A 26,121-nucleotide genomic window follows, 5' to 3' on the forward strand; every position below is an offset into this window, starting at 1 on the left:
GGAAAATGCCGGCTTCGTACCCGCCCGGCGGGCCCCGGCCCATAGCTTCGGGTCCGGAGGTTCGTTGGTATGCCTGCATCGAGACGACACCACAGGACCCTGGCCGTGCTGGTGAACTGCCTCGGCGTGCTCGCCGCCGTGCCGGCGCTGCCCCCGGCGGCGCCCCGGGCGGTCGCCGCGCCCGCCCGGTCGGCCCCGCCACCGGCGCTGGCCGCCGCGCCGGTCCGCCCGGTGGCGGCGGCCACCCCGATCCCGACCGGCGTGCCGGCGGTGCCCCCCGCGGTGCCGACCACCGGCCCGGCGCCGGTGCAGCCGTCGATGCCACCGGTGAGCGTGGCCGTCGGCGCCGCCGGCACCCCGGCACCGGGGTACCGGATCGAGGTCCGCAACGCCGGCCCGGCGCCGGTCGAGACGATGGTCCGGCAGGAGCTGCCGACCGGGTCCCGGGCCACCACGGTCACCGGCGGCGGGCAACGCACCGGCCCGGTCGGGGCGACCACCGGCGAGGTGACCTGGCGGCTGCGGCTGCCGGCGCGGAGCACCACCACGCTGCACACCGCGCTCGCGGTCACCGGCCAGGACCGTTCGGTGACGGCTCCCGCCTGCGTCTACGGCACCGACGGCACCCGCCCGTACGACTGCGCCACGGCGACCTGGGTGGGCGCGGCCACCGCCCCGACCCCGACGGCGACGGCCGCCCCGGCCTGGCGCCGGCCGCCGGTGCTGCTGGCCGTGGCGACCGCGCTCCTGGTGCTCGTCGGCGGGGCGCTGTGGTGGACGGCGGGGCGCCGGCGGCGGGCTGCCCCGGCGGTGAGCGCCGCCACGGGCCCGACCGGCCCGGTGGGCGCCGCCGGACCCGGTGCCGTCCCGCCCGACCCGCCGGTCGGCCCCGGGACGGGCGGCCCGACGGACCGGGGCACGGTCTACCCGCGCCCGGCGCTGCCGACGCCCACCGTCCGGCGTCGCCGGCCGCCGGTCTGGTTGACGGTCGGCGTGGCGGCGGCGGTACTGGCCGGCGTGGTCGGCGCGGCGGCCTGGACCGCCACCCAGCGGGTCGCCGCGATGGACACCACCAAGCAGCCGACCAGCGGCGCCTGGGTGGGCAGCAGCGTGACCGGAGCGCTCGGCGTGCCGCTGCGCGAGACCGCGTTCGAGTTCACCGTCTACCGGGTGAGCTGCGGCGCGGGCGTGGTGCCGGCGGCGCCGGCCGGTGGGCGGCCCTGCCTGGCCACGGTCGGCGTGCGCAACCTCACGTCGGAGCAGCAGACCTGGCACGGGCAGTTGCAGCGCGCGTACCTGCCGAGCGGCAACTGGGTGGCCGCGGACGAGGACGCCACCCGGGTGGCGAACCTGGGCCGGGACGTGTTCGCCCAACCGGTGGCCGCCGGCCGGCGGGTGCTGCTGCCGCTGGTGTTCACCATGCGCGGGGCCGAGCCGCCGAAGCAGTTGGAGCTGCGCAGCGGCGTGTTCTCCGCCGGCGTGCGGGTGGACGTGGACTGACCGGGGGCCGGGCGGCGGTCGTACCCTGGGGGCGTGACCGCCGCCCTCGCCCCCGCCGCCGTGCTCGACGCGGCCGACTGGCGGGCCCGCCGGCGCGACCACGAGGAACGGGTCGACGCCTGGCTGACGCCGCACCTGGCCCGCCGCCGCACCGGCGTGAAGCACCCGGTGGAGGACTTCCTCTTCACCTACTACTCGCACCGGCCGGCCCAGCTACGCCGCTGGCACCCCGGCGCGGGCGTGGTGCTGCGCGACGCCGACCCGGCCGGGTTCGGCCCGGACTACACCGCCGACGCCGCCGGGCTCACGCTCGACACCGACCGGGTACGCACCCGCCGCGCCGAGTCCATCGCCTGGATCCGGACACTGCTGGCGGCGACCGCCTCCCGTCCGGCGCACCTCGGCTGCTTCGGCATGCACGAGTGGGCGATGGTCTACCGGCAGACCCAGGAGCAGGTGCGGCACAACGCCTGGCCGCTGCGGCTGAGCCCGGCGGCGACCGCGGCGGTGGTCGAGGAGCGGGGCGTGCGGTGCAGCCACTTCGACGCGTTCCGCTTCTTCACCGCGCCGGCCCGGCCGCTGAACGTGCTCCAGCCGACCCGGGAACGCCAGCACGCGCTGGAACAGCCGGGCTGTCTGCACGCCAACATGGATCTCTACAAGTGGGCGTACAAACTCTCCCCGCTGGTGGCCTCGGAACTCGTGGCCGACTGCTTCGCGCTGGCGCGGGAGATCCGGACGCTGGACATGCGGGCCAGCCCGTACGACCTGGCCGACCTGGGCCAACCGCCGGTGCGGGTGGAGACGCCGGAGGGCCGGGCCGAGTACGCCGCCGCCCAGCGCGGGTTCGCCGAGCGGGCCGCCGGCCTGCGGGCCCGGCTGCTGGCCGCGCTGGACCACGTCGTCCCGGCCTGAGACCCGCTCGTCCCACGGCTGCGGCGGCGCGCTCCCGCGCCGGACCGACGCCGACGCGCGCCGGGCGTGTCGCGCGCCGGGGACAACTCCGCCGCGAGCCGTATACCTCCTGGTCATAAATATGACCAGGAGGTATACGGCCGCCACGCGAAGTGCTTCTCCTCCCCGTCACGCCGGGTGATCGGCGAGGCGAACCACGACCGTCAGCCCAGCGTGCAGGCCGGCAGCGGCGGCGGGTTCGGGACGGCGCCGTTGGCCAGCAGGCCGAACGTGGCCTCGGCGCCCGGGGCGAGCGCGCCGTTCCAGGAAGCGCTCCGGGCGGTCACCGCGGTCCCACCCTGCGCCACCTGGGCGCTCCACGCCTGGGTGATCTGCTGGCCGCCGGTGAGCGCGAAGCGGACCACCCAGGAGGGGATCGACACGGCGCCGGTGTTGCGGACCGTCACCTCGGCCTGGAAGCCGCCCGGCCACTGACCGGCGATGCGCCAGGTGGCCGTGCAGCCGCCGACCGTGGGCGTCGGCGACGGGCTGTCGGTCGGGTGCGTCGGACCGGTCGGCGTCGGGCTCGGCGTCGGCGACGTCGGGGTCGGCGACGGCGAGGTGGTCGGGCTCGGTGGGGTGGTCGGGGTGGTCCCGCGCAACGCGGCGGTCAGCGCCGGGTACCACCGGTCGGACATCTTCTGGTCACCGGCGGCGTTGGGGTGCACCCCGTCGTACGTGTCGGTGGCGGTGTTGAAGCCGGTCCACTGGTCGACCACCACGATCGGCGAGGCGGCGGTGGTCTTCCCCGCCGCCCAGCCGTCGATGGCGGCATTGAGCGCCACGGTCCGCTGCCCGCACTCCGGGCAGCTCGCCGGGTTCATCGGGATGATCTTCGCGACCAGCACCGTGGTGGCCGGGTTGGCGGCGCGCATCTGGTCCACCAGCTTCGAGTACGCGGCCAGGATGGTGCTCGGCGCGATGTTGCTCCACACGTCGTTGGTGCCGAGGTGCATGAGCACCACGTCGGGGTGGGTGGCGGCGAGCCAGCCCGGCAGCAGGTTCTGGTTGGCGATGTTGGTCGCCAGGTAGCCACCGTGCCCCTCGTTGTCGCCGTCGTAGGGCACGCCGCAGCCCTGGGGGCCGAGCGTGCCGACGAAGTCGACGTCGGAGTAGCCGGTGGACTGGAGGCGGTTCCAGAGCACGGCCCGCCAGCAGCCGGGCGATCCGGTGATGGAGTCGCCGAGCGGCATGACCCGGACCGGGGCGGCGGCCGCGGCGGCGGCCGGTGGGGTGACGGAGACGAGGGTGAGACCGAGGGCGAGGGCGGGCAGCAGCGCGGCGACCGCGGTCAACGCGGCGCGCAGGCGGATTCGGGGCATGCGTACGGGACTCCTGTCACGTGACGATGGTCGGGTGACGGCCCTGACGCTCCCGTACGCATTGAAGCGCTTCGACGCCCGCGTTTCAACCCCGGTCAGTCGCCGTCCACCCGGCGGTCGCGCTTGCGCTGGGACTGCCGCTTCTTCTCGGCCAGCCGGCGTTCCTTCGCGCCCCGGGACGGGCGGGTCGGCCGGCGCGGCTTGGGCGGCGGGGCGACCGCCTCGCGCAGCAACGCGGTCATCCGCTCCCGGGCCGCCTCCCGGTTGGCCAACTGGGCGCGGTGCTCGCTGGCGGTGACCGTCAGCACACCGTCGACCAGTCGCCCGGCGAGCCGGCCCACGGCCCGGTCCCGCAGCGCGGGCGGCACGCTGGGCGAGCCGGCCAGGTCGAAGCTCAGCTCCACCCGGGAGTCGGTGGTGTTGACGCCCTGCCCGCCCGGCCCGGACGACCGGGAGAACCGCTCGCGCAGCTCGGCGGCGGGCACCACGAGCCGGTCGGTCACCCGGAGTCCGTCGTCCACGCCCCGAGGCTAGCGCCCCGGACGGTGGCTCGGGGTCGGGGTGCCGGTCGGGGCCGGACCGGCCCGCTCCTGGCCGCCGCCGGAGGCCGCGTACGCGGCGGCGCCGACCAGCAACAGGGCGATCACGGCCAGCTTGACGGCCACGCCGCGGATCGCGCCCCAGGCGGTGCGCCGGGCGCCCGGCACGCTGGTGCGGACCGCCTGGTAGTCCTTCCAGCCGCGCTTGGCACGGGCGTACGACGCGCCGACTCCGGCGCCGATGACCAGGCCCACCAGGAGGAGGGCCGCGATGACAGCTTGCTCCACCTCCGCCAGTATCCATACTCAGCGTAATATTTCCATGGCCCGATGGTCCCAGGCCGGATATCCGACAGTTCCGGCTTGTCCGCGCAGCTCAGCCGCCTCGGCCGATGATGGTGTCGGCGGTCTGCTGCACCTGGTCGATCGGGATGGCGAAGCCGATGCCGATCGAGCCGTTCCCGTCGATGGTGGCGATGGCGGTGTTCACGCCGACCACCTCCCCGCGCGCGTTCACCAGCGGCCCGCCGGAGTTGCCCGGGTTGATGGAGGCATCCGTCTGCACCGCGGTGTGCCGGCCGTTGCCGATCCGGACCTGGCGGTTGAGCGCGCTGACGATACCGGCGGTGACCGTGCCGGCGAGCCCGAGCGGCGAACCGACCGCGAGCACCGGCTCGCCCACCCGGGTCCCGTTCGGTTTCGCCAGCGGCAGCGGCGGCAACCCGGCCGACGCGGGCACCTTGAGCACGGCCAGGTCGCTGTCCGGCGCCCGGCCCACCACCTCGGCGGCGATCCGGCGCCCGTCCGAGGTCTCCACCGTCACCGGGCCGGCGCCGCCCCGGGCCAGGATGTGGTCGTTGGTGACGATGTGCTGCTCGTTGTCGATGGCGAAGCCGGAGCCGGACGCTCCCGAGCCGGACCTCCCGCCGACCATCACCGACACCACCCCGGGCACCGTCTTGCCGGCGGCGGTGACCAGCTCGGCCGGCACCGGCGCGGCGGAGGCCGCGGACGGGCCGGGTGCGCCCCGGTCGGCCGCCCAGGTGCCGGCCGCCGCGCCGGAGACGGTGGAGAGCGCCACCACCGCCGCCGCGCTCAGCAGCCGGCCCGACCAGCCCTGTCGCCCCGCCGGCCGGGCGGAGCCGGGTACGCCGTCGGGACCGCGTCCGTCCGGGTCCAGCTCCGGGGAGACGAACCACGGGCCGCGCGGCTCGCCGAGTCCGGTCTGCACTGCCATGCCTGGCTCCTCACGTGTCGTGCGTCGTCCGGTCCGGATGTGCGGGTCAGGGCAGCCGGGAGAACCACCGCAGCGAGCCGGCGGCGGCGCCCATGGCCAGGACCAGCCCGAACCCGATGAAGCGGGCCGAGATGTCCTGCCGTTCCGTGCGGTAGCCGACCGAGGTGCCGATGTCCTCGTAGACGTCCTTCAGCTCGCGGCTGGTCGACGCCTCGTGGAAGCCGCCGCCGGTCGCCTCGGCGACCGCCCTGAGCGTCTGCCCGTCCACCGGCACCTGGATCGCCCGGCCACCCCGGTCCACCGACCCGCCGGGCGTGCCGAACGAGATGGTGTGCACCGGCACCTTGGCGGCCACCGCCTGGTCCGCGGCCTCCATCGGGTCCATCCCGGAGGTGTTCGCACCGTCGGAGAGGATGATGATCCGGGCCGGCGGCGGGTTCTTGGCGGCGCTGGCGTCCAGGCTCTTCACCGCGCCGAGCGAGGTGCTGATCGCCTCGCCGATGGCGGTGCCCTGCACGCCGGTGATCCCCTCGGCGAGCCGCTGGATCCCCTCGTGCAGCGCCTCCCGGTCGGTGCTCGGCGGCACCAGCACCGCCGCGCTGCCGGCGAACGCGACCAGGCCGACGTTGAACTCGTCCGGCAGCCCGTCGACGAACTTCCGGCCGGCTTCCTTGGCCGCGGTCAGCCGGTCCGGGTCCACGTCACCGGCGAGCATCGAGGTGGAGACGTCCACCGCGACCATCACGGTGGCCCGTTCCCGGGGCACCCGCACCTCCGCCTCGGGCCGGGCGAATCCGACCACCAGCAACGCCAGCATGGCGAGGAAGAGTCCCGCCGGCACGTGCCGCCGCCAGGCCGGCCGGCGCGGCGCGACCCGGTCCAGCAGGCGCAGGTTGGTGAAGCGGACCGCGTACCGGCTCTGCCGGCCCTGGCGCACCAGGTAGCCGGCGACCAGCGCGGCGACCACGAGCAGCAGCCAGAGTCGGGCGGGTGACTGCCAGCTCATGCCGCACCGCCCCGGGCGGCGGCCGGCGCGGTGGCCAGCCGACGTTGCTCGTGCACGTGCCGGACCACGTCCGCGCACCAGTCCCGGTCGGTGCGTAGCGTCAGGTGGGTGGCACCGGCCCGGCGCAGGGCCCGACGCACCTGGTCGCGTTGGGCGGCGGCGGCGTGCGCGTACCGCTCGCGCAGCCCCGGGTCGCCGGTCCACACCTCGCGGTGCCGCCCGCTCTCCGGGTCGACCAGGGTGATCAGCCCGACGTCGGGCAGCTCCAGCTCGCGCGGGTCGGTCACCTCCACGGCGAGCACCTGGTGCCGGACCGCCAGACGGCGCAGCGCGGTCGCCCACGGCGGAGGCACGTCCGGGTCGTCCGGCAGGTCGTCGAGGAAGTCGGAGACCACCACCACCAACCCGCGCGAGGTGGCGACGCGCTGCACCCCGGCCAGACCGTCGGCCAGGCCCGGCGCCGGGGCGTCGGGGCCGCCGTCGGCCCGTCCGGCCGCGCGCGCGTCCGGCCGCTCACCGGTACGCGGGGCGCCGAGCAACGCGCGGAGCAGCCCGAGCAGATGGGTCCGACCGCTGCGGGCCGGGAACCGGCGCAGCCCGTCCGGGCCGAGCACCTGGGCGCCGAGCCGGTTGCCCACGCCGGCGGTGAGGAAGCCGACGCAGGCCACCGCCGCCACCGCCAGTTCGCGTTTGTCCAGTGTGGCGGTGCCGTACTCCATGCTGGGGCTGGCGTCGACGAGCAGCCAGGTGGTCAACTCCCGGTCGGCGTCGACCTCCCGCACGTGCGGGACGGTGGTGCGGGCGGTGACCGCCCAGTCCATCCGGCGTACCTCGTCCTCGCCGGGGCGGTACTCGCGACTGCCCGCCGCCTCGCTGCCGGGGCCGGGCAGCAGGCCCCGGTACCGGCCGTGCAGCAGGCCGTCGAGCCGCCGGGTCACGGTCAGCTCCAACCGGCGCAGCCGCTGGTCGGGGGCGAGGTCGGCGAGGCCGGGACCGGCCGGCGCGGGAGCGGTGCGGCGGGTCACGCCGCCGCCAGGTCCGCCGCTGCCGGCGCGGGACCGGTCACCAGCCGGGGCGGAGGCACCGCCTCGACCAGCCGGCGCACCAACTCCTCGCCGGTGACGCCGTCGGCCACCGCGTCGAAGGAGAGCACCAGCCGGTGCGCCAGCACGTCCACCGCCAGGTCCCGGATGTCCTCGGGGAGCACGTAGTCCCGGCCGTGGATCAGCGCGTGCGCGCGGGCGGCGGCGACCAGGCCGAGCGTGGCCCGAGGGCTGGCCCCGTACGCCAGCAGCGGCGCGACGTCGGGCAGGCCGAAGCGGCCCGGGTCCCGGGTGGCGAGGATGAGCCGGACCACGTACTCGGCGAGCGCGTGGTGGACGAAGACGTCGGCGGCGCGGCGTTGCAGCTCGCGCAGCCGGACCGGGTCCAGCACCGGGCGCGCGGTGGGTCGATCGGTGCTCATCCGGTAGAGGATGGCCAGCTCGTCGGCGTCGCTCGGGTAGTCGACCACGACCTTCATGAGGAACCGGTCACGTTGCGCCTCGGGCAGTTGGTAGACGCCCTCCGACTCGATCGGGTTCTGCGTGGCCAGCACCAGGAACGGGTCGGGCACCGGCCAGCTCCGCCCGGCGATGGAGACCTGCCGCTCGGCCATCGCCTCCAGCAACGCGGACTGCACCTTGGCCGGGGCGCGGTTGATCTCGTCGGCGAGCACCAGGTTCGCCATGATGGGCCCCAGTTCCACGTCGAAAGCCTCGGTGGAGGCCCGGTAGATCCGGGTGCCGACGATGTCCGACGGGACCAGGTCGGGCGTGAACTGGATCCGGGAGAACGTGCCGCCGACCACTGTGGCGAGTGTCTGCGCGGCCAGCGTCTTGGCCACTCCCGGCACGCCCTCCAGCAGGCAGTGACCGTCGGCGATGAGCGCGGTGAGCAGGCGGTCGACGAGCCGATCCTGCCCGACGATCACGCGTTTGACCTCGAAGAGGGTCTGGTCCAACTCGACGCGGCTCGCGTCCGCATCGACCGGGCTGGGCACGCTGGCCAGGGTGTCCGAGATGTCCGTCACGGTGCTTGCTTCCCGGGCCGGGCGGGCGACAAACGTCGGATTATCCGGCCCGGGCGGGCCCGGGTCGGGCCGGACGGGGAGCACCTCCCCGATCGGGCGGCAAGGGCACGAAGCGGCGGCCGGAGCCCCGGACCGGGACGGAACACGACACCGGCCCCCGCCGAGGCGGGGGCCGGTGCCCGGCGGGGCGGGTCAGTTGGTGACCACGAGGTGGAACGGGCGCGGCGAGAAGATGCCGACGGAGTTGCGGGTCTGCACGAAGACCCCGTTCGGCGTCAGCAGCCGCGGGGCGACGGAGATCTCGCCGGCCGGCGGGACGTTCGCCGAGTCGTTGGTGCCGACGGTCGCCACGTACGCCTTCTGGCTCACGTCGTAGTCGAGCAGCACCTGGAACTGCCCCGGCGACACGCCCGGCCCGGGCGGGAACCGGAACGCGGAGACCACGTTGCCGGAGTGCTGGAGCAGCACGCCGGTGGACGACACCACCGCCCAGGCGACCTGCCCGGGGGCCGGCGGGGCCAGCGTGGCCCGCATGGCGGACCGGGCGGCCTGCCGCTCGGCGGGGCTGACCTCCGGCTGCTGCCCGGCGGACCGGGCGGGCTGGCCGGCCTTCGACTCGGGCTGGGCGGCGACCGCGATCCCGCCACCGGCCACGGTGAGGGCGAGCGCGGCGAGCGCCACCACCGTCGCCTTCCGCTTGAAGAATGTAGCCATGACTGATCTCCCTCTTTTGACCGTGGTGATTAAACGGCGCGAGCAATTGCGGGACATCGGGTTCCCGCAGTGGAGAGCACGGCCGCTGAGCTGGCCTAACTACGGAGCATTGGGATGTCTCAACCAGGTGGAACCTAACACCGGAAAATGGGGCGGTCAATAGCGTTAATCGCGTGTCCGACGCGCCTCGAAAGCCTTCCGGAAATTGTGAGAAGGCAACGCTCGACCATTCACGAAATTGCTTCGCGGGACACCGGACCGACCCGTCCGCCGGTACGCTCACCGCCATGATCACCATGGACGCTCCCCCGCGCGGCGGCACCCGACGCAGCCGGTGGACGACGGCGGCGTGCTGGCTGGCGGTCGCGCCGGTGGCCGCCTGGGCGGTGCTGCGGCTGGCCGGGCTGGAACGCGGCCCGCTGGTGCTGACGACCGCCTTCACGCCGTACGTCGCCGCGGTGGCGCCGGTGGTCGCGGGGCTGGCGCTCGCGCTGCGGCGCCGCGCGCCCGCGGTGGTCGCGGCGCTCGCCACGCTGGCGCTGGTCGGCGCCGTGGCGCCGCGTGCGGTCGCCGACGACCAGCCGCCCGCCGACGGACCGACGCTGCGGCTGCTCACCGCCAACCTGCGCCTGGGCTCGGCCGACCCGGCCCGGCTGGTGGCCCTGGTACGCGCGCACCGGGTGGACGTGCTCACCGTGCAGGAACTCAGCCCGCAGCTCGCCGCCGACCTGGACCGGCTCGGCCTGGCCACGCTGCTGCCGTACCGGTCGTTGAGCCCGGAGGTGGGCTCCACCGGCTCCGGGCTGTACGCCCGCCATCCGCTGCACGACCCCGGCTACCGACGCCATCGGCGATATTTCCTCACCCAGGCGTACGCCACGCTGACGGTGCCGGGCGCGCCGCCGCTGCGGGTGGAGTCGGCGCACCCGGGGGCGCCGTACATTCTCGACGCGGTGCCGCAGTGGTGGACCGACCAGCGCGCCCAGCCGCCGGCCACCCCGAACGCCGGGCTCAGCGTGCTGGCCGGCGACTTCAACGCCACGCTCGACCACGCCACCGTGCGCCGCCTGATCGCGACCGGCTACACCGACGCCGCCGACGCGGTCGGGGCCGGGCTCGCCGGCACCTGGGGCCCGTACGACGGCGACCCGATCCCGCCGGTCACCATCGACCACGTGCTTGTCGACAGGCGCATCGCGGTCCGCGCCGTCGACGTCTGGCCGGTGCCGGGCAGCGACCACCGGGCGGTGCTGGCCGAGCTGCGCCTGCCGGCGGCGTGAGCGGGGCGCGGCCCCCCGCCTCAGGCGTTCAGCCGGGCCCCCGCCTTGTCCAGGCCGTAGGTGAGCGCGTCGACGAGCGCGTGCCAGCTCGCCTCCACCACGTTGGGGTGCACGCCGACCGTGGTCCAGTCCCGGCCCGCGCCGGCGGTCTCCACCAGCACCCGGGTCACCGCCCCGGTGCCGTGGCTGCCCTCCAGGATGCGCACCTTGTAGTCGGCCAGCTCGAACTCGCGCAGCTCCGGGTAGTGCCGGGCCAGCCCGGACCGCAGCGCCTCGTCGAGCGCGTTGACCGGGCCGTTGCCCTCGGCGGTGGCGATCACCCGCTCGCCGCGTACCCGGATCTTGACGGTCGCCTCGGAGACCACCGCGCCGTCCTCGCGGTGCTCGACAAGCACCCGGTACGACTCCAGCGCGAACGGCCGGGCCGGCGCGGCGTCCGGCAGCTCGGAGCGGACCAGCAGCTCGAACGACGCGTCGGCGGCCTCGAACGACCAGCCGCCGGCCTCCAGCTCCTTGACCCGGCCGGTGACCCGGGAGAGCGCCTCCGGATGGCCGGCCAGGTCCAGACCCAGCTCGCGGCTCTTGAGCTCGATGCTGGCCCGGCCGGCCATCTCGGTCACCAGGATCCGCATGTCGTTGCCCACCACGGCGGGGTCCACGTGGTTGTAGAGCAACGGGTCGACCTTGATCGCGCTCGCGTGCAGCCCGGCCTTGTGGGCGAAGGCGGCGGCCCCGACGTAGGCCTGGTGGGTGTCGGGGGCGATGTTGGCGATCTCGGCGATGGCGTGCGAGACCCGCACCATCTGTTCCAGGCAGCCCTCCGGTAGGACGGGCATGCCGAGCTTGAGCTGGAGGTTGGCGACGATCGCGAACAGGTCCGCGTTGCCGGGGCGCTCGCCGTACCCGTTGGCGGTGCCCTGCACGTGCCGGACGCCGGCCTCGACCGCGGCGATCGTGTTCGCCACCGCGCAGGCGGTGTCGTTCTGGGCGTGCATGCCCAGCCGCTCCGGCGCCACGCCGGTCCGCGCGACCAGGTCCTCGATCGCGGCGGTGACCTGGGAGGGCAGCATGCCGCCGTTGGTGTCGCAGAGCACGAACCGCTCGGCGCCGGCGGCCATCGCGGTCGCCACCACGGCGGCGGTGTAGCCGGGGTCGTGGCGGAAGCCGTCGAACGTGTGCTCCCCGTCGACGAACACCCGCCGCCCCTGCGCCACCAGGTACGTGACGGTGTCCCGGACCATCGCCAGGTTCTCCTCGGCGGTGGTGCGCAGCGCACGCTCGACGTGTCGCAGGTCCGCCTTGGCGACCAGCGCCACGGCCGGGGTCCCCGCGTCGAGCAGGCCGCGCACCTGCGGGTCGTCCTCGACCGCCAGGCCGGCCTTGCGGGTGGCGCCGAACGCGACCAGGACGGCGTGCCGCAGCTCCAGCTCCGTGCGGGCCCGGCGGAAGAACTCGGTGTCCTTGGGCACCGCGCCCGGCCAGCCACCCTCGATGAAGCCGACCCCGAGGTCGTCGAGCAGGCGGGCCACCGCCAGCTTGTCGACCACCGAGTAGCTGAGCCCTTCACGCTGGGCGCCGTCGCGCAGCGTCGTGTCGTACACCTGGAAGGTCATCGGAGTCCTCTTCTCGTGCCTGGGGAGAGCAACAAAAAGACCCCCCGCGAAATGCGGGAGGTCGGCGCGCTCGGCGAGGAAGCCGGCGCGCTAGCTGCTAATGATCAGGACGGAGCTGGTCACGACCGGTACTCTGCCACCTCCACCGCGTGCTGGGAGGGATAATCCACATTCCGGGACACCGCGTCGCCGGGTTGGTGCCCGGGCCGGGTGGGTAACTCCGGCGGGGACAGCGTCGCTGCGACGGCCACCGCCGTCGGGACGGGAGTGGGCAGATGGAGAGACTCGACCCGCACGCCACGCACGGCGGCACCGAGCCGGTCGTCGACGACGGCGCCGGCGCGGTCGCCGGCGGCGCCCCGGGCGGCGCGTTCGACCCGTGGCGGTACCGCGACGAGGCCGGGGTGGCCAGCGCCGACCTGACCGGTTACCACGTCGAGGCCACCGACGGCGGCATCGGGAAAATCGACCGCGCGAGCCATACGGTCGACGACAGCTACCTGGTCGTCGACACCGGTCCGTGGATCTTCGGCAAGAAGGTGATGCTCCCGGCCGGAACCGTCAACCACGTCGACCACGACGCGCGCACGGTCCACGTCGACCGGGAGAAGGACCAGATCAAGGCCGCCCCCGAGTACGACGAGGCGAGTCACGCCGAGCCGGCGTACCGGGACCGGCTCGGCGGCTACTACGGCGAGAACTACTCCGCGCTGCCGCCGGACGGCCCGGCCCGGATCTGAGACAGCACCGGCCACGGCCGGCGGGGGCACACCGATGCCGCCGCCGGCCGTTACCGTGTCAGGGGTGGATGCCCCGGAAACCCCCTTCCCCGCCCTGTTCAACTTCCGCGACGTCGGCGGCTACCCCGCCCGCGACGGGCGCGCCGTCCGACGCGGTCGGCTCTACCGCTCCGACTCGCTGCACCGCATCGACGAGACCGACCGGGCCGCGTTCACCGCGCTCGGCATCCGCACGGTGATCGACCTGCGCCGGCCGACCGAGGTGGCGCGCGACGGCCGGGTGCCCGACTACGACGGGCTCGCCTACCGGCACATCCATCCCGAGCACGCGGACTGGGCCGCCCAGCAGTTCGAGTCCTCCGGCGTCGACCTGGCCCGCTACCTCGCCGACCGGTACGCGGACCTGGCCCGCACCGGCACGGCGGGGCTGGCCGAGGCGGTCGGCCTGATCGCCGACAGCGCCAACGCCCCGGTGGTGGTGCACTGCGTCGCCGGCAAGGACCGCACCGGCATCGTCTGCGCGCTCACGCTGGCCGTGCTCGGCGTGGCCGACGACGACATCGTCGCGGACTACGCGCTCAGCACCGCCGCGTCCGAACGGTTCAGCGCCTGGGTGCGGGCCACCCTGCCGGACGCGGAGGAGCTGCCACCGCCGTTCCTCGGCTCCCCCGCCGAGGCGATGGAGCTGTTCCTCGCCGAGCTGCGCGCCGGCCACGGCTCGGTCGAGGGCTACCTGACGCACGCCGGCGTCACCGAGGCCCAGCTCGACGCGCTCCGCACCCACCTTCTGGAATGACGTGTCGACCAGGGAGTCGGCATCCGGCGCCGGACCGGGCGGACGCCAACTCCCTGGTCACGCCTCCGGGGTCGTCAGAGGACCCGGGTGACCCAGTTGTGGGGGTCGGCGGCACGGCCGCGCTGGATGTCGACCAGCTTCTGCCGCAACGCCATGGTGGTGCGGCCCGGCTCGCCGCCGCCGATGAGGAACTCACCGTCCGGGAATCGCACGCCGCCGATCGGGGTGATCACGGCGGCGGTGCCACAGGCGAAGACCTCGCGCAGCCGGCCGCTGGCCGCGTCCGCCTGCCAGTCGGCGAAGCTGACCGGGCTCTCCCGGACCGTGTGCCCGGCCTCGGCGGCCAGCGACAGGATCGCGTCGCGGGTGATGCCCGGCAGGATCGTGCCGCCCAGCGGCGGCGTGACCACCGTGCCGTCGTCGTAGACGAAGAAGACGTTCATACCGCCCAGCTCGTCGACGAACCGCCGCTCGACCGCGTCCAGGAAGACCACCTGGTCGCAGCCGGCCTCGATCGCCTCGGCCTGGGCCGCCAGCGACGCGGCGTAGTTGCCGCCGCACTTGGCCGCGCCGGTGCCGCCGGGCGCGGCCCGGGTGTAGTCCGGCGAGACCCAGACCGTCACCGGCTTCACCCCGCCGGCGAAGTAGGCGCCGGCCGGCGACGCGATGACGCAGTAGAGGTATTCGTTGGCCGGGCGCACGCCCAGGAAGACCTCGCTGGCGAACATGAACGGCCGCAGGTAGAGGCTGCCGTCCTCCTGCTCCGGAATCCACTCCCGGTCGATCTCGACCAGCCGGCGCAGCGACTCCACGAACGTCTCCGGCGGCAGCTCCGGCATGGCCAGCCGGCGGGCGGACGCCACGAAGCGGGCCGCGTTGGCCTCCGGGCGGAACATGGTCACCGACCCGTCACCGGTGCGGTACGCCTTCAGGCCCTCGAAGATCTCCTGCGCGTAGTGCAGCACCGCGGCGGCCGGGTCCATCGGGATCGGGGCGCGCGCCTCGATGCGGGCGTCGTACCAGCCCTTGCCGTCGGCGTAGCGGATGGTGACCATGTGGTCGGTGAACACCCGGCCGAACCCCGGGTTGGCCAGCAGGGCGGCCCGGTCGGCGGCGGATACCGGCGCGGGATTCGGACGGGTCTCGAAATCGAGCTTGTCACCACCGCTCATCGCGCTGACCTCCCTGCGGCTCCACGGCATGCGGGGTTCGCACACCGACGTCACTGGTGCCAGAAACTTACCCCGAACGGTCGTTCAGCGGATAGCTCCGACCCCGCACATCGACGATGCCAATCGGGGGGAGCTGGCCCGGAAACGGGTCTGGCGGCCCGGAACCGGGCCGCCAGCAGGGATCGGCCCGGTCAGGCTACCGCGTGGGCGGCGAGCCGGTCGCCGACCTCGTCGGTGCGCAGCGGCGTGCCGGGGGTACGCCCGGACAGCTCGGCGGCGACCGCGGCGGTGACCCGCGCGGCGGCGTCGGCGTGGCCGAGCTGGTCGAGCAGCAGCGCGGCGGAGAGCACGGCGGCCACCGGGTCGGCGACGCCCTTGCCGGCGATGTCCGGCGCGGAGCCGTGCACCGGCTCGAACATCGACGGGTAACGTCCCTCCGGGTTGATGCAGCCGCTGGCGGCCAACCCGATGCCGCCGGTCACCGCGGCGGCGATGTCGGTGAGGATGTCACCGAAAAGGTTGTCGGTCACCACCACGTCGTACCGGGACGGGTTGGTCACCAGGAACATCGCGGCGGCGTCGACGTGCTGGTACTCCGTGGTCACGTCGGGGTGCTCGGCGGCCACCTCGGCGAAGGCGCGGGACCACAGCGAGCCGGCGTGGGTGAGCACGTTGGTCTTGTGCACCAGCGTGACCTTGCGCCGCTCCCGGCGGCCGGCCCGGGCGAACGCGTCCCGGATCACCCGCTCGACGCCGTGCCGGGTGTTCAGGCTCTCCTCGGTGGCCACCTCGGCCGGGGTGCCCCGGTGCAGGCTGCCGCCGGCGCCCGCGTAGAGCCCCTCGGTGCCCTCGCGGACCACCACGAGGTCCACCTCGCCGGGCTTGACGGCCGCCAGCGGGCCGGTCACGCCGGGCCAGAGCCGGGACGGCCGGAGGTTGACGTACTGGTCGAAGGCGAAGCGGAGCTTGAGCAGCAGGCCGCGCTCCAGCACGCCGGGCGGCACGGTCGGGTCGCCGACGGCGCCGAGCAGGATGGCGTCGTGACCGGCCAGCTCGTCGAGGACGCTGTCCGGGAGCACCTCGCCGGTGCGGTGCCAGCGCGCGGCACCGAGGTCGTACTCGGTGGCCTCGATGCCGGGCAGCACGGCGTCGAGGACCTTGCGGGCCTGCCCGACCACCTCGGGACCGATGCCGTCACCGGCCACCACCGCGATGCGTGCCACCTGGCGCTCCTCACCTCGTCGTTCTGCGCAACGGTACGTCGCCGTCCCGCCTCCCGGTACGAGTCTTCCACCATCCGGGAAGCCCGATGCACAGGAGGCTCCCAGCCGGCATTCATGGTGCGGTCATCTCCACTGCTTAGGGTCGAGTCGACCGGGTCGACGGGAGCCCGGCACCGGCATCGCCGCGACGGTGCGGCGGCCAGCGAGGGGGCGGGTGTCATGCGGATCGACCAGCGGCGGGCGCACTGGGCGGACGAACAACCCCGGACCCGCTGGGTCGACCAGACCGGCTTCCGCCAGCCCCGCCCCGACCTGCGCCTCGGCGCCCGAAGCCACCGGGTGGAGCGCGACGGCACCACCCCCTACGACCGGATCAACGTCCGGCACACCGTCAGCACCTCCACCGCGGAGTACACGCTGCTGCTCAACGCGCCGGACTGGTTCGGTCACCGGGGCGTCGGCGAGGCGCTCCGCGACGCCGTCGCCGAACTGCGCGCCGTCGACCTCACCTTCGGCCCGAACCAGCCGGACAGTCTGGTGTCGCGGCTGCGGCGCGACGAGATCAGCCCCGATTCGTACCCTCCGCTGGCCGACCTGGTGGACCGCTGCGCCGCCATGCGGGCGGCGACCGACGGGTGGTTCGACGCCTGGGCGGTGCCGGGCGGCTTCGACCCGGGCGGCCTGCTCGGCGGCTGGGCGGTGGAGCGGGCCGCGGCGCGGTTGCGCGCCGCCGGCATCCACGACTACGCCGTGCTCAGCGGCGCCGACCTGACGGTACGCGGCCACGCCGCGCACGGCGGCCCGTGGCGGGTCGCGGTGCACCACCCGACCGAGGCCCGCCGGGCGCCGCTGGTGCTGGAGATGACCGCCGGCGCGGTCGGCACCTCCGGGGTCACCGGGCGGCGGGGGCACGTCGTCGACCCGCACACCGGGGAGCCGACCGAACGACTGGTCGCCGCCACCGTGGTCGGTCCGGACCTGGCGATCGCCGACGCCTACGCCACCGCCCTGTACGCCGCCGGCCCGGCCGGCCTGGCCTGGTTCCGCGACGGCTCGGACTACCGCGCGCTCTTCGCGCACCAGCGTCGCTGACGCGCGGTCGCGCCCCGCTCGCATCCGGGGTGTGGAACCGCGATCGGCCCCCGCGGTCTCGGCAATGACCGTGGGGGCCGGTCAGCGACGAATGCGCGTGGCTCGCGCAATCGAGGGGTGCGGGCCGACAAGCCGGGCACCCGACCGCGTCACCCGAAGACGGGACGGGACATCGACTCAGCCGGAAACCGCACCGGTACGCTAGCGAATCGACGCAACTCGACGCAAGAGTCTCCACAGCGGACGCCGCCGGACCGGTGTCGACAATCAGCAGGTGAACCCTCGGGGCGGGGCGGAAGTGACGCCGGCTGCCCGGGATGGCACGCTGTCCGCCGTGAGTTTCGATCTGAGCGTGTGGGCCCTGCCGAACGGGGCCACCCCGGAGCAGGTGCGAGCGGCCGTGCGGCAGTGCCGCGAGGGATGGCACGGCGAGCAGCACCCCGACCCGCGCGTGGTCGGCTTCTACCGGGCGATCACGGCGAGCTACCCCGACCGACCGGCCCGACCGGGCACGCCGTGGGAGGTCGCACCGCTGCACGCCGCCGCCGACCACGTCGAGATGAACCTGCACCCCGCCTGCCCGGACCAGGTCCTGCTGGACATCGAGCGGCTGGCCGGCGAACACGACCTGATGCTCTTCGACGCGCAGGACGGCTCGGTCTACCCGCCGCCCGCCCGCGTCCGGTCCTGACCGACGCGACCGGCGTCACGCACGACGAAGGGCCCGGCCGAAGCGGCCGGGCCCCGATCCGTCCGGTGCGGACTACTCGTCGCGCAGGTCGGCCGCGCTGGCCGCGACCGCGCCGATCGAGTCGGCCGCGGAGGTGAGCAGGTCGGCGCCGAGCGCCTGGTCGACGGTGAGCGTCATCAGCGTCTCGCCGCCGGCCTCCCGCCGGGCCACCTGCATGGCGGCGATGTTGACGCCGGCCTCGCCGAGCAGCGTGCCGACCGTGCCGACCACGCCGGGCCGGTCGACGTAACGCAGGAAGACCAGGATGCCCTCCGCGCCGATCTCCACGTCGAAGCCGTCCACCTCGGTCAGCTTGAGCACGTCCCGGGCCCCGGTGTGCACCGCCGTGCCGGAGACCCGGACGGTCCGCCCGTCCGGCAGCGCGCCGCGCACCGTCACCAGGTTCGGGTGGTCCACCGTCTCGGTCGGCGTGGCCAGCGTGACCTCGACGCCCCGCTCGGCGGCCAGATGCGGCGCGTTGACGTAGGTGACCTGCTCCTCCACCACGGAGCTGAACAGCCCCTTGGTGGCGGCGAGCTTGAGCACCGAGACGTCGTGGCTGGCGATCTCGCCGCGCACCTCGACGGTGACGCTGGCGGCCACGCCGCCGGCCAGCGCGGTGAACGCCCGGCCCAGCTTCTCGGCCAGCGGCAGCAGCGGCCGGACGTCCTCGGCGACCACGCCGCCGGCCTGCACGTTCACCGCGTCCGGCACGAACTCGCCCTGGAGCGCGAGCTTGACGCTCTTCGCCACGGCCAGACCGGCCTTGTCCTGCGCCTCGTTCGTGGAGGCGCCCAGGTGCGGGGTGGCCACCACGTTGTCGAACGCGAACAGCGGCGACGAGGTGCAGGGCTCCTTGGCGTACACGTCGACGCCGGCGCCGGCGACCCGGCCCTCCGCGATCGCGTCAGCGAGCGCCTGCTCGTCGACCAGCCCGCCCCGGGCGGCGTTGACGATCCGGACGCCCGGCTTGACCACCGCCAGTTCCTTCTCGCCGATCAGGCCCACCGTCTCCGGCGTCTTCGGCAGGTGGATCGAGATGAAGTCGCTCTCCCGCAGCAGCTCCTCCAGGCCGACCAGACGCACCCCGAGCTGCGCGGCGCGGGCCGGCTGGATGTACGGGTCGTACGCGATGAGCCGGGTGCCGAACGCGGCGATGCGCTGCGCGAACAGCACGCCGATGCGGCCGAGGCCGACCACGCCCACGGTCTTGCCCTGGATCTCCACGCCGGTGTACTTCGACCGCTTCCACTCGCCGGCCTTGAGCGCGGCGCTGGCGCTGGCGGTGTTGCGGGCCACCGCGAGCAGCAGCGCGACCGCCTGCTCGGCGGCGGAGACGATGTTGGAGGTGGGAGCGTTGACCACCATGACGCCACGCGCGGTGGCGGCCGGCACCTCGACGTTGTCCAGGCCGACGCCGGCCCGGGCGACCACCTTCAGCCGGGGCGCCGCCGCGACCGCCTCGGCGTCGATCTGGGTGGCGCTACGTACGATCACCGCGTCGGCCTCGGAGAGCGCGGAGAGCAGGGCCGGACGGTCGGTGCCGTCCACGTGGCGCACGTCGAAGTCGTGCGCGAGCACCTCGATGGCGGCGGGGGCGAGTTCTTCGGCGATCAGTACGACAGGATTCATCGGTCCTCGTAGACGCTCGGTATCGGTTGGCCTGGGGCGTCGGGGCGCCGCGCTGCGCCCTGCGCCGATCCGTGCCATGGCCGTCGGGTGCCGCGTGGAGCACCACACCAAGGATGGTAGGTGTCGGCCCGCCCTCCGGGTCCCGGACCACGGGGTGAGGGCCCTCACACGCGGTCGTCACGTGCCGGACATCGCCGGTTCACGTGCCGACGGCGACGACCCGCGGCCCGACGCCGGGGAGAGCGTCGGGTCGCGGGTCGCACGGTGGGCCCGGTCGGGCGGTGTGTCCGGTCAGGCGGTCTCGGTGATCGGCCGGTCGACCCAGCTCATCATGGCGCGCAGCTTCTGCCCGGTCTCCTCGATCGGGTGGGCCGCGCCCTCGGCCCGCCACTTGGCGAAGTTCGGCCGGCCGGCCTCGTCCTCGGCCACCCACTCGCGGGCGAACTCGCCGGACTGGATCTCGCCGAGGATCTTGCGCATCTCGTCCTTGACCCGCGAGTCGACGACCCGGGGGCCACGGGACAGGTCACCGTACTCGGCGGTGTCGGAGATGCTGTAGCGCATCCGGGCGATGCCGCCCTCGTACATCAGGTCGACGATCAGCTTCAGCTCGTGCAGGCACTCGAAGTAGGCCACCTCGGGCGCGTAGCCGGCCTCGGTGAGCACCTCGAAACCGGTCTGCACGAGCGCCGCCGCGCCGCCGCAGAGCACCGCCTGCTCGCCGAAGAGGTCGGTCTCGGTCTCCTCGGTGAAGGTGGTCCGGATCGCGCCGGCCCGGGTGCCGCCGATCGCCTTTGCGTACGCCAGCGCCAGGGCGAACGCGCTGCCGCTGGGGTCCTGCTCGACGGCGACCAGGCAGGGCACGCCCTTGCCGTCGACGTACTGGCGGCGGACCAGGTGACCGGGGCCCTTCGGGGCGACCATCGCCACGTCCACGTCGGCCGGCGGCGTGATCAGGCCGTACCGGATGTTGAAGCCGTGGCCGAAGAAGAGCGCCTTGCCGGGGGCCAGGTTCGGCGCGATGGCGTCGGCGTAGAGGCCACGCTGGGCGGTGTCCGGCGCGAGGATCATGATCACGTCGGCCTCGGCCGCCGCCTCCGCCGGGCTGAGCACCCGCAGGCCCTGCTCCTCGGCCTTGGGCCGGCTCTTCGACCCGGCGGGCAGGCCGATCACCACGTCGACGCCGGAGTCACGCAGCGACAACGCGTGCGCGTGGCCCTGGCTGCCGTACCCGATCACGGCGACCTTGCGACCCTGGATCAGGCCCAGGTCGGCGTCGTCGTCGTAGAAAACCTCAACGCTCATTGACTTCCCTTTCGTACGGCGGTGCCCGTCGGCCCGTCGAGAAACTGGTGGGTACGGATCAGGCGGCGCGCAGCGCCGGGCCGGCGGTGATGGCGCGGGAACCGCGCCCGATGGCCACCGTGCCGGACTGGACCATCTCCTTGATGCCGAACGGCTCCAGGTCGCGCAGCAGCGCGTCGAGCTTGTCCGGCGTGCCGGTGGCCTCGATGGTCAACGTGTCCGGCGCGACGTCGACCACCCGGGCCCGGAACAGGCCGACCGTCTCCAGCACCTGGGCGCGGGCGCTGCGGTCCGCGCGGACCTTGACCAGCAGCAGCTCCCGGGCCACCGAGACCTGCGCGTCCAGCTCAACGATCTTGAGTACGTTGACCAGCTTGTTGAGCTGCTTGGTCACCTGCTCCAACGGCGAGGACTCGGCGTTGACCACGATGGTGATCCGGGAGACGTCCGGGTTCTCGGTCTCGCCCACGGCGAGACTGTCGATGTTGAACCCGCGCCGGGAGAACAGCCCGGAGACCCGGGCCAGGACACCCGGCTTGTTCTCCACCAGCACGGACAGCGTGTGCAGGGTCATCAGATATCGTCCTCGTCGAACGCGGGGCGGACGCCCCGGGCGAACATGATCTCGTCGTTGCTGGTGCCGGCGGCCACCATCGGCCAGACCATCGCGTCCTTGCCGACCACGAAGTCGATGACCACCGGCGCGTCGGTGATCGCCATCGCCGCCTCGATGGTCTTGTCCACGTCGGCGGCGTTCTCGCAGCGCAGCCCGACGCAGCCGAGCGCCTCGGCGAGCTTGACGAAATCCGGGATGCGGTGCTTGTGCGTGCCCAGCTCGGTGTTGGAGTAACGCTCCCCGTAGAACAGCGTCTGCCACTGCCGGACCATGCCGAGGTTGCCGTTGTTGATCACGGCGACCTTGACCGGGATGCCCTCCAGCGCGCAGGTGGCCAGCTCCTGGTTGGTCATCTGGAAGCAGCCGTCGCCGTCCACCGCCCAGACCGTGGTCTCCGGCCGGCCCACCTTGGCGCCCATCGCGGCCGGCACCGCGTAGCCCATGGTGCCCAGCCCGCCGGAGTTCAGCCACGTGTTCGGCTTCTCGTACGAGATGAACTGGCTGGCCCACATCTGGTGCTGGCCGACGCCGGCCACGTAGATCGCGTCCGGACCGGCGATCTCGCCCAACCGCTTGATCACGTACTGCGGGGAGAGCGTGCCGTCGGCCGGCTCCTCGAAGCCGAGCGGGTACCGCTCGCGCAGGTCGTCGAGCTGGTGCCACCAGTCCGCCAGGTCGGCGGCCGGGTGCGTGGCCTGCTCGGCGGTGACCGCCGCGATCAGCTCGTCGATCACGTGCCGCGCGTCGCCCACGATCGGGACGTCGGCGTGCCGGTTCTTGCCGATCTCGGCCGGGTCGACGTCGGCGTGCACCACCGCGGCGTCCGGCGCGAACGAGTCCAGCTTGCCGGTCACCCGGTCGTCGAAGCGGGCGCCGAGTGCCACGATCAGGTCGGCCTTCTGGAGGCCGTAGACCGCGGCGACGGTGCCGTGCATGCCGGGCATGCCGAGGTGCTGCCGGTGCGAGTCGGGGAACGCGCCGAGCGCCATCAGCGTGGTGACCACCGGGATCCCGGTCAGCTCGGCCAGCCGGCGCAGCCCCTCGGTGGCGCCGGCCTTGAGCACGCCGCCGCCGACGTAGAGCACCGGCCGGCGGGCCGTGGTCATCAGCCGGGCCGCCTCGCGGATCTGCTTGCCGTGCGGGTGCAGCGTGGGCCGGTAGCCGGGCAGGTCCAGCGTCGGCGGCCAGGAGAACGTGGCCGACGCCTGGAGGACGTCCTTGGGGATGTCGACGAGCACCGGGCCGGGCCGGCCAGTGGCGGCCAGGTGGAACGCCTCGGCGAGCACCCGGGGGATCTCGTCGGCGGTCTGCACCAGGAAGTTGTGCTTGGTGATCGGCAGCGTGATGCCCTGGATGTCGGCCTCCTGGAAGGCGTCCGTGCCGATCGACGGCCGGGCCACCTGGCCGGTGATCGCCACGATCGGCACCGAGTCCATGTAGGCGTCCGCGATCGGGGTGACCAGGTTGGTCGCGCCCGGGCCGGAGGTGGCGATGCAGACGCCGACCCGGCCGGTGGCCTGCGCGTAGCCGGTGGCCGCGTGCCCGGCGCCCTGCTCGTGGCGGACCAGGATGTGCCGGACCGTGGAGTCGTAGAGCGGGTCGTACGCGGGCAGGATCGCGCCGCCCGGGATGCCGAAGACCACGTCGACGCCGAGCGCCTCCAGCGAGCGCACGAGCGAGCCGGCGCCGGAGACCTGCGCGGTGGCGGGCTGCCGGACCGGTGTGCCGGCCGGGTCCGCGCCGGCCGGGACGGCCCGGCTCGCGGCGGGGGCGGCGCCGGCGCGGGCGGCGGGGGCGTGGTCGGCGTCGCCGGTCGCGCCGGTGCCCGTGCGGGCTCGTCGGGCGGAGTGGGCGAGGGTCTCTGGCGTGGGTCTCGTCATGGCGGTTCAGGCCTTCGGCTGTGAGTGGGTGACGCGGTTGTCAGGATGGGACGGCGGGCGCCCCGGCGATGGTCCGACGGCAACAAAAAAGCCCTCGTGCAGGATGCACGGGGCCAGCGCACTCTCGGGAGGAGAGTGCGCTCAGGTAAGTACTCGCAGCGACCGGTTCGACGACATGCGGCTAAGCCTGACGCATCTCACGCGATGAGTCAACTGATCCCACATTTTGGTTCACGGACGTGGGCGTGTCGGTCGTCGACACCCCCTCCACGCCGGCCGCCACCTGCGGAGACGCCTCCACGACGGGGCGTGGGGCGGGCGGGTTGTTGCGCAGCCGGGGCAGCAACGGCGACGGCGTACGCGCCGGCGGGGACGGCGGCGCGGGCGGGATCGCGGCGGGCCGGTTGCCGGGCGCGGTGGCCGCCTCCAGCATCGCCTCCAGGTGCTCGGCCGGCACCCCCCAGCCGAAGAGCGCGCCCTGGCCGAACCGGCAGCCGGCGGCCACCACGGCGGCCAGCTCGGTCGGGTTGGTGACCCCCTCGGCGATCACCTCCAGCCCGAGCTGGTGGCCGAGGCGCATGACGATGTCGACCATCGGGGCGAACGCCGGCCCCTCCCGGCCCACCGGCCGCACCGGCTCGTGCTCGGCGACCAGACTGTGGTCGATCTTGAGGATGTCGATCGGCAGCCGCCGAAGCTGCCCCAGCGAGGAGTAGCCGGCGCCGAAGTCGTCGAGCGCGATCCGGACGCCGGTCAGCCGCAACGCGGTCAGCCGCCGGATCAGCTCGTCCAGGTCGGTGGCGACCGCGTGCTCGGTCACCTCCAGCACCAGCCGCTGCGGCGGCACGTGGTGCGCGCGCAACGCGTCGGCCACCTGGACGACGTACTGCGGGGCGTGCAGCTCGCGCGGCGAGACGTTCACCGACACCCAGACGTCGTGCCCGTCGGCCAGCCAGCGGGAGAGCTGGTAGCAGGCCTGGTGCAGCACCCACGCGCCGAGCTTGGAGATCATCCCGCACTCCTCGGCGAGCGGGATGAACTCGTCCGGCCGGACGTTGCCCAGCTCCGGGTGACGCCAGCGGAGCAGCGCCTCGGCGCCGACCGGCCGGACCGAGGGCAGCGAGGCCACCGGCTGGAAGACCAGCCGCAGCTCGTCGCGCTCGATCGCGCCGCGCAGCTCGTGCTCCAGCCTTGTGCGCCGGCTCAGCAACTGGTCGTACGTGGCGTCGTAGCGCTCGATCCGGTTCTTGCCGCGCTGCTTGGCGTAGCGCAGGGCCAGGTCGGCGTTGCGCAGCAACAGCTCGACGTCGTGGTCGCCGGGACTGCCGGCCACCCCGATGCTGACCGAGAGGAAGACCGGCCCGTCCGCCTCCTCGTACGGGCGGCCGAGCACCCCGAGCAGCCGTTCGGCGACCGGTCCGGGCTCGGCCGAACCGTGCATCAGCACCGCGAACTCGTCGCCGCCGAGGCGGGCGGCCAGATCGCCCGGCCGCAGGTTGCCGCGCAGCCGCCGACCCACCTCGGCGAGCACCGCGTCGCCGACGTCGTGCCCGCGCATGTCGTTGACGTTCTTGAAGCCGTCCAGGTCGAGCCCGAGCAGCACGCAGGGCACCCCCGTCTCGGCGCACCGGTGCAGGGCCCGCAGCAGCCCGCGCCGGTTGGCCAGGTCGGTGAGCGGATCGGTGTGCGCCAGCTCACGGAAGTGCGCCTCCCGCTCGGCCAGCCGGACGGCGTAGCCGCGCACGTCGTTGAGGGCGAGATACTGCCGGGCGACGAGCGCGAACCCCTCGACGCTGCCGGTCACGATGCCGTACCCGTCGAACCGGCCGCCCTGGGTGAGGTGGTACATCGCGGAGGCGGCCATGGCGAACATCGGCACGAACGCGTACTCGCCGTCGCGGCGGATCAGGTCGACGTCGAACCGCGTCGCGTCCGCCCGGCGCCCGGCGACGGCGGTGGCCACCAGGCCGGCCGCGGTCAGCACGGCGCCGGCCAGCAGCATGCGCGGGCCGCCCTGGCAGAGCCCGGCCGCCACGCCCAGACCCCCGGCGGTCACCGCGATCGCGCCGCCGCCGAGCAACGTCAGCCAGCCGCGCGGCGGGGCGGCGCGCAGCACCAGGATCAGCGTCAGCCCGGTGGTGAGCGCGGCGCTGACGGTGGCCAGCAGGATGGGCAGGCAGGCGACCGGGGTGGCGTCGCCGAGCAGCCGGGTCGGCGCGCTGAACGCCACCCAGCCGACGAACCACAGCGCGGTCGCCATGATCACGCCGTCGAGCAGCAGCCGGGCGGTGGCGGCCCGGGTCGCCGCCGCGCCGGGCAACCGCAGCAGCGCGGCGCCGAGGCCCACCGCGGCCACGGTGGTGGACGCCGCGACGAGCGTGGCCCAGCCGGTGCGCTGGCCCTGCCGGTGCGCCCAGTGGTCCCCGGCGAGCAGCAGGCCGCCCAGGCCGAGGAGCAGGCTGAGCAGGGCGGTCCCGCCGGCCACGGCCAGCAGCAGGTGGGCCTGCCGACGGGGGCCGGTGCGGCGCCGGGCCGACGCGGCGAGCAGCGCGACGGCGCCGGCCGCGGCGCAACCGCTCAGCGCCGCGACGGCGACCATCCCCGGGGACGACTGCACACGTTCAACTCTGCCGGATCCGTGCCCTCCGTGGGGGACCGGGTGTGCAACTGTTGGGACACAGGGTGTACGGCCGGAAGTC

General features: G+C 74.3%; 23 protein-coding genes. 7 read left to right on the forward strand and 16 right to left on the reverse strand.

Annotated elements, in window-relative coordinates:
* Positions 1 to 69 precede the first annotated feature (69 nt).
* Positions 70 to 1,500 (forward strand): hypothetical protein, encoded by a 1,431-nt coding sequence (locus ACZ6O5_RS08130; protein WP_465975346.1) that lies wholly within the window; start codon positions 70 to 72, stop codon positions 1,498 to 1,500.
* A 33-nt stretch (positions 1,501 to 1,533) separates the two neighbouring features.
* On the forward strand, positions 1,534 to 2,415 hold the full coding sequence (locus ACZ6O5_RS08135; RefSeq protein ID WP_465975348.1) for a 3-methyladenine DNA glycosylase: 882 nt from the start codon (positions 1,534 to 1,536) through the stop codon (positions 2,413 to 2,415).
* A gap of 203 nt (positions 2,416 to 2,618) precedes the next feature.
* On the opposite strand, the gene ACZ6O5_RS08140 is transcribed toward ACZ6O5_RS08135, so the two are convergent.
* From ACZ6O5_RS08140 to ACZ6O5_RS08175, 8 genes are all read right to left on the reverse strand, one after another.
* Entirely contained in the window at positions 2,619 to 3,776 is a 1,158-nt protein-coding gene (locus ACZ6O5_RS08140; protein WP_465975350.1) for a cellulose binding domain-containing protein, read from the reverse strand.
* Positions 3,777 to 3,871: 95 nt separating this feature from the next.
* Positions 3,872 to 4,297 carry an alternative ribosome rescue aminoacyl-tRNA hydrolase ArfB gene (gene arfB / locus ACZ6O5_RS08145; protein WP_465975352.1) on the reverse strand — a complete coding sequence of 142 codons (426 nt, stop codon included), beginning with the start codon at positions 4,295 to 4,297 and terminating at the stop codon, positions 3,872 to 3,874.
* Between the two features lie 9 nt (positions 4,298 to 4,306).
* Positions 4,307 to 4,603, reverse strand: coding sequence for a hypothetical protein (locus ACZ6O5_RS08150; protein WP_465975354.1), 297 nt, complete (start codon positions 4,601 to 4,603; stop codon positions 4,307 to 4,309).
* An 88-nt stretch (positions 4,604 to 4,691) separates the two neighbouring features.
* Complete coding sequence (locus tag ACZ6O5_RS08155) at positions 4,692 to 5,552, reverse strand: S1C family serine protease (RefSeq protein ID WP_465975356.1); 861 nt, start codon at positions 5,550 to 5,552, stop codon at positions 4,692 to 4,694.
* A 46-nt stretch (positions 5,553 to 5,598) separates the two neighbouring features.
* Complete coding sequence (locus tag ACZ6O5_RS08160; protein ID WP_465975358.1) at positions 5,599 to 6,558, reverse strand: VWA domain-containing protein; 960 nt, start codon at positions 6,556 to 6,558, stop codon at positions 5,599 to 5,601.
* Positions 6,555 to 7,583, reverse strand: coding sequence for a DUF58 domain-containing protein (locus ACZ6O5_RS08165; protein ID WP_465975360.1), 1,029 nt, complete (start codon positions 7,581 to 7,583; stop codon positions 6,555 to 6,557). Before ACZ6O5_RS08165 ends, ACZ6O5_RS08160 begins: the two co-directional genes overlap by 4 nt.
* Positions 7,580 to 8,629 carry an AAA family ATPase gene (locus ACZ6O5_RS08170; protein ID WP_465975362.1) on the reverse strand — a complete coding sequence of 350 codons (1,050 nt, stop codon included), beginning with the start codon at positions 8,627 to 8,629 and terminating at the stop codon, positions 7,580 to 7,582. Before ACZ6O5_RS08170 ends, ACZ6O5_RS08165 begins: the two co-directional genes overlap by 4 nt.
* A 192-nt stretch (positions 8,630 to 8,821) precedes the next feature.
* Positions 8,822 to 9,343, reverse strand: coding sequence for a hypothetical protein (locus tag ACZ6O5_RS08175; protein WP_465975364.1), 522 nt, complete (start codon positions 9,341 to 9,343; stop codon positions 8,822 to 8,824).
* Positions 9,344 to 9,639: 296 nt separating this feature from the next.
* On the opposite strand from ACZ6O5_RS08175, the gene ACZ6O5_RS08180 reads away from it, so the two are divergent.
* The gene (locus ACZ6O5_RS08180; RefSeq protein WP_465975905.1) at positions 9,640 to 10,623 is read left to right on the forward strand and encodes an endonuclease/exonuclease/phosphatase family protein; all 984 of its coding nucleotides are present in this window, start codon (positions 9,640 to 9,642) and stop codon (positions 10,621 to 10,623) included.
* Positions 10,624 to 10,643: 20 nt separating this feature from the next.
* Here ACZ6O5_RS08180 and cimA read toward each other — a convergent pair whose 3' ends face one another.
* Positions 10,644 to 12,236 (reverse strand): citramalate synthase, encoded by a 1,593-nt coding sequence (cimA, locus tag ACZ6O5_RS08185; protein WP_465975366.1) that lies wholly within the window; start codon positions 12,234 to 12,236, stop codon positions 10,644 to 10,646.
* A gap of 275 nt (positions 12,237 to 12,511) precedes the next feature.
* Here cimA and ACZ6O5_RS08190 point away from each other — a divergent pair, with 275 nt between their 5' ends.
* A complete protein-coding gene (locus ACZ6O5_RS08190) occupies positions 12,512 to 12,976 on the forward strand; it encodes a PRC-barrel domain containing protein (RefSeq protein ID WP_465975368.1) in 465 nt (154 codons plus the stop codon).
* A 64-nt stretch (positions 12,977 to 13,040) separates the two neighbouring features.
* Positions 13,041 to 13,772, forward strand: coding sequence for a tyrosine-protein phosphatase (locus tag ACZ6O5_RS08195; protein WP_465975370.1), 732 nt, complete (start codon positions 13,041 to 13,043; stop codon positions 13,770 to 13,772).
* Positions 13,773 to 13,846: 74 nt separating this feature from the next.
* Here the strand turns inward: ACZ6O5_RS08195 and ACZ6O5_RS08200 are convergent, their stop codons facing one another.
* The gene (locus ACZ6O5_RS08200; protein ID WP_465975372.1) at positions 13,847 to 14,944 is read right to left on the reverse strand and encodes a branched-chain amino acid aminotransferase; all 1,098 of its coding nucleotides are present in this window, start codon (positions 14,942 to 14,944) and stop codon (positions 13,847 to 13,849) included.
* A gap of 191 nt (positions 14,945 to 15,135) precedes the next feature.
* Positions 15,136 to 16,167, reverse strand: coding sequence for a 3-isopropylmalate dehydrogenase (locus tag ACZ6O5_RS08205; RefSeq protein WP_281935828.1), 1,032 nt, complete (start codon positions 16,165 to 16,167; stop codon positions 15,136 to 15,138).
* Between the two features lie 219 nt (positions 16,168 to 16,386).
* On the opposite strand from ACZ6O5_RS08205, the gene ACZ6O5_RS08210 reads away from it, so the two are divergent.
* Together ACZ6O5_RS08210 and ACZ6O5_RS08215 are read left to right on the forward strand one after the other, a co-directional pair.
* Positions 16,387 to 17,259, forward strand: a complete 873-nt coding sequence (locus ACZ6O5_RS08210) for an FAD:protein FMN transferase (protein ID WP_465975374.1) — start codon at positions 16,387 to 16,389, stop codon at positions 17,257 to 17,259.
* Between the two features lie 334 nt (positions 17,260 to 17,593).
* Entirely contained in the window at positions 17,594 to 17,950 is a 357-nt protein-coding gene (locus tag ACZ6O5_RS08215) for a hypothetical protein (protein ID WP_199199609.1), read from the forward strand.
* 72 nt (positions 17,951 to 18,022) lie between these two features.
* Here the strand turns inward: ACZ6O5_RS08215 and serA are convergent, their stop codons facing one another.
* The 5 genes from serA to ACZ6O5_RS08240 all read right to left on the reverse strand — a co-directional run bounded on the left by serA (position 18,023) and on the right by ACZ6O5_RS08240 (position 26,039).
* Complete coding sequence (gene serA / locus ACZ6O5_RS08220; RefSeq protein WP_107156162.1) at positions 18,023 to 19,621, reverse strand: phosphoglycerate dehydrogenase; 1,599 nt, start codon at positions 19,619 to 19,621, stop codon at positions 18,023 to 18,025.
* Positions 19,622 to 19,912: 291 nt separating this feature from the next.
* Positions 19,913 to 20,926 (reverse strand): ketol-acid reductoisomerase, encoded by a 1,014-nt coding sequence (gene ilvC / locus ACZ6O5_RS08225; RefSeq protein ID WP_405092793.1) that lies wholly within the window; start codon positions 20,924 to 20,926, stop codon positions 19,913 to 19,915.
* 58 nt (positions 20,927 to 20,984) lie between these two features.
* Positions 20,985 to 21,500, reverse strand: coding sequence for an acetolactate synthase small subunit (gene ilvN, locus ACZ6O5_RS08230; protein ID WP_107156164.1), 516 nt, complete (start codon positions 21,498 to 21,500; stop codon positions 20,985 to 20,987).
* On the reverse strand, positions 21,500 to 23,422 hold the full coding sequence (locus ACZ6O5_RS08235) for an acetolactate synthase large subunit (protein ID WP_465975377.1): 1,923 nt from the start codon (positions 23,420 to 23,422) through the stop codon (positions 21,500 to 21,502). Before ACZ6O5_RS08235 ends, ilvN begins: the two co-directional genes overlap by 1 nt.
* A gap of 181 nt (positions 23,423 to 23,603) precedes the next feature.
* Positions 23,604 to 26,039 (reverse strand): putative bifunctional diguanylate cyclase/phosphodiesterase, encoded by a 2,436-nt coding sequence (locus ACZ6O5_RS08240; protein ID WP_465975379.1) that lies wholly within the window; start codon positions 26,037 to 26,039, stop codon positions 23,604 to 23,606.
* Positions 26,040 to 26,121 lie beyond the last annotated feature (82 nt).

The sequence above is a fragment of the Micromonospora sp. NPDC049201 genome, assembly GCF_055586805.1.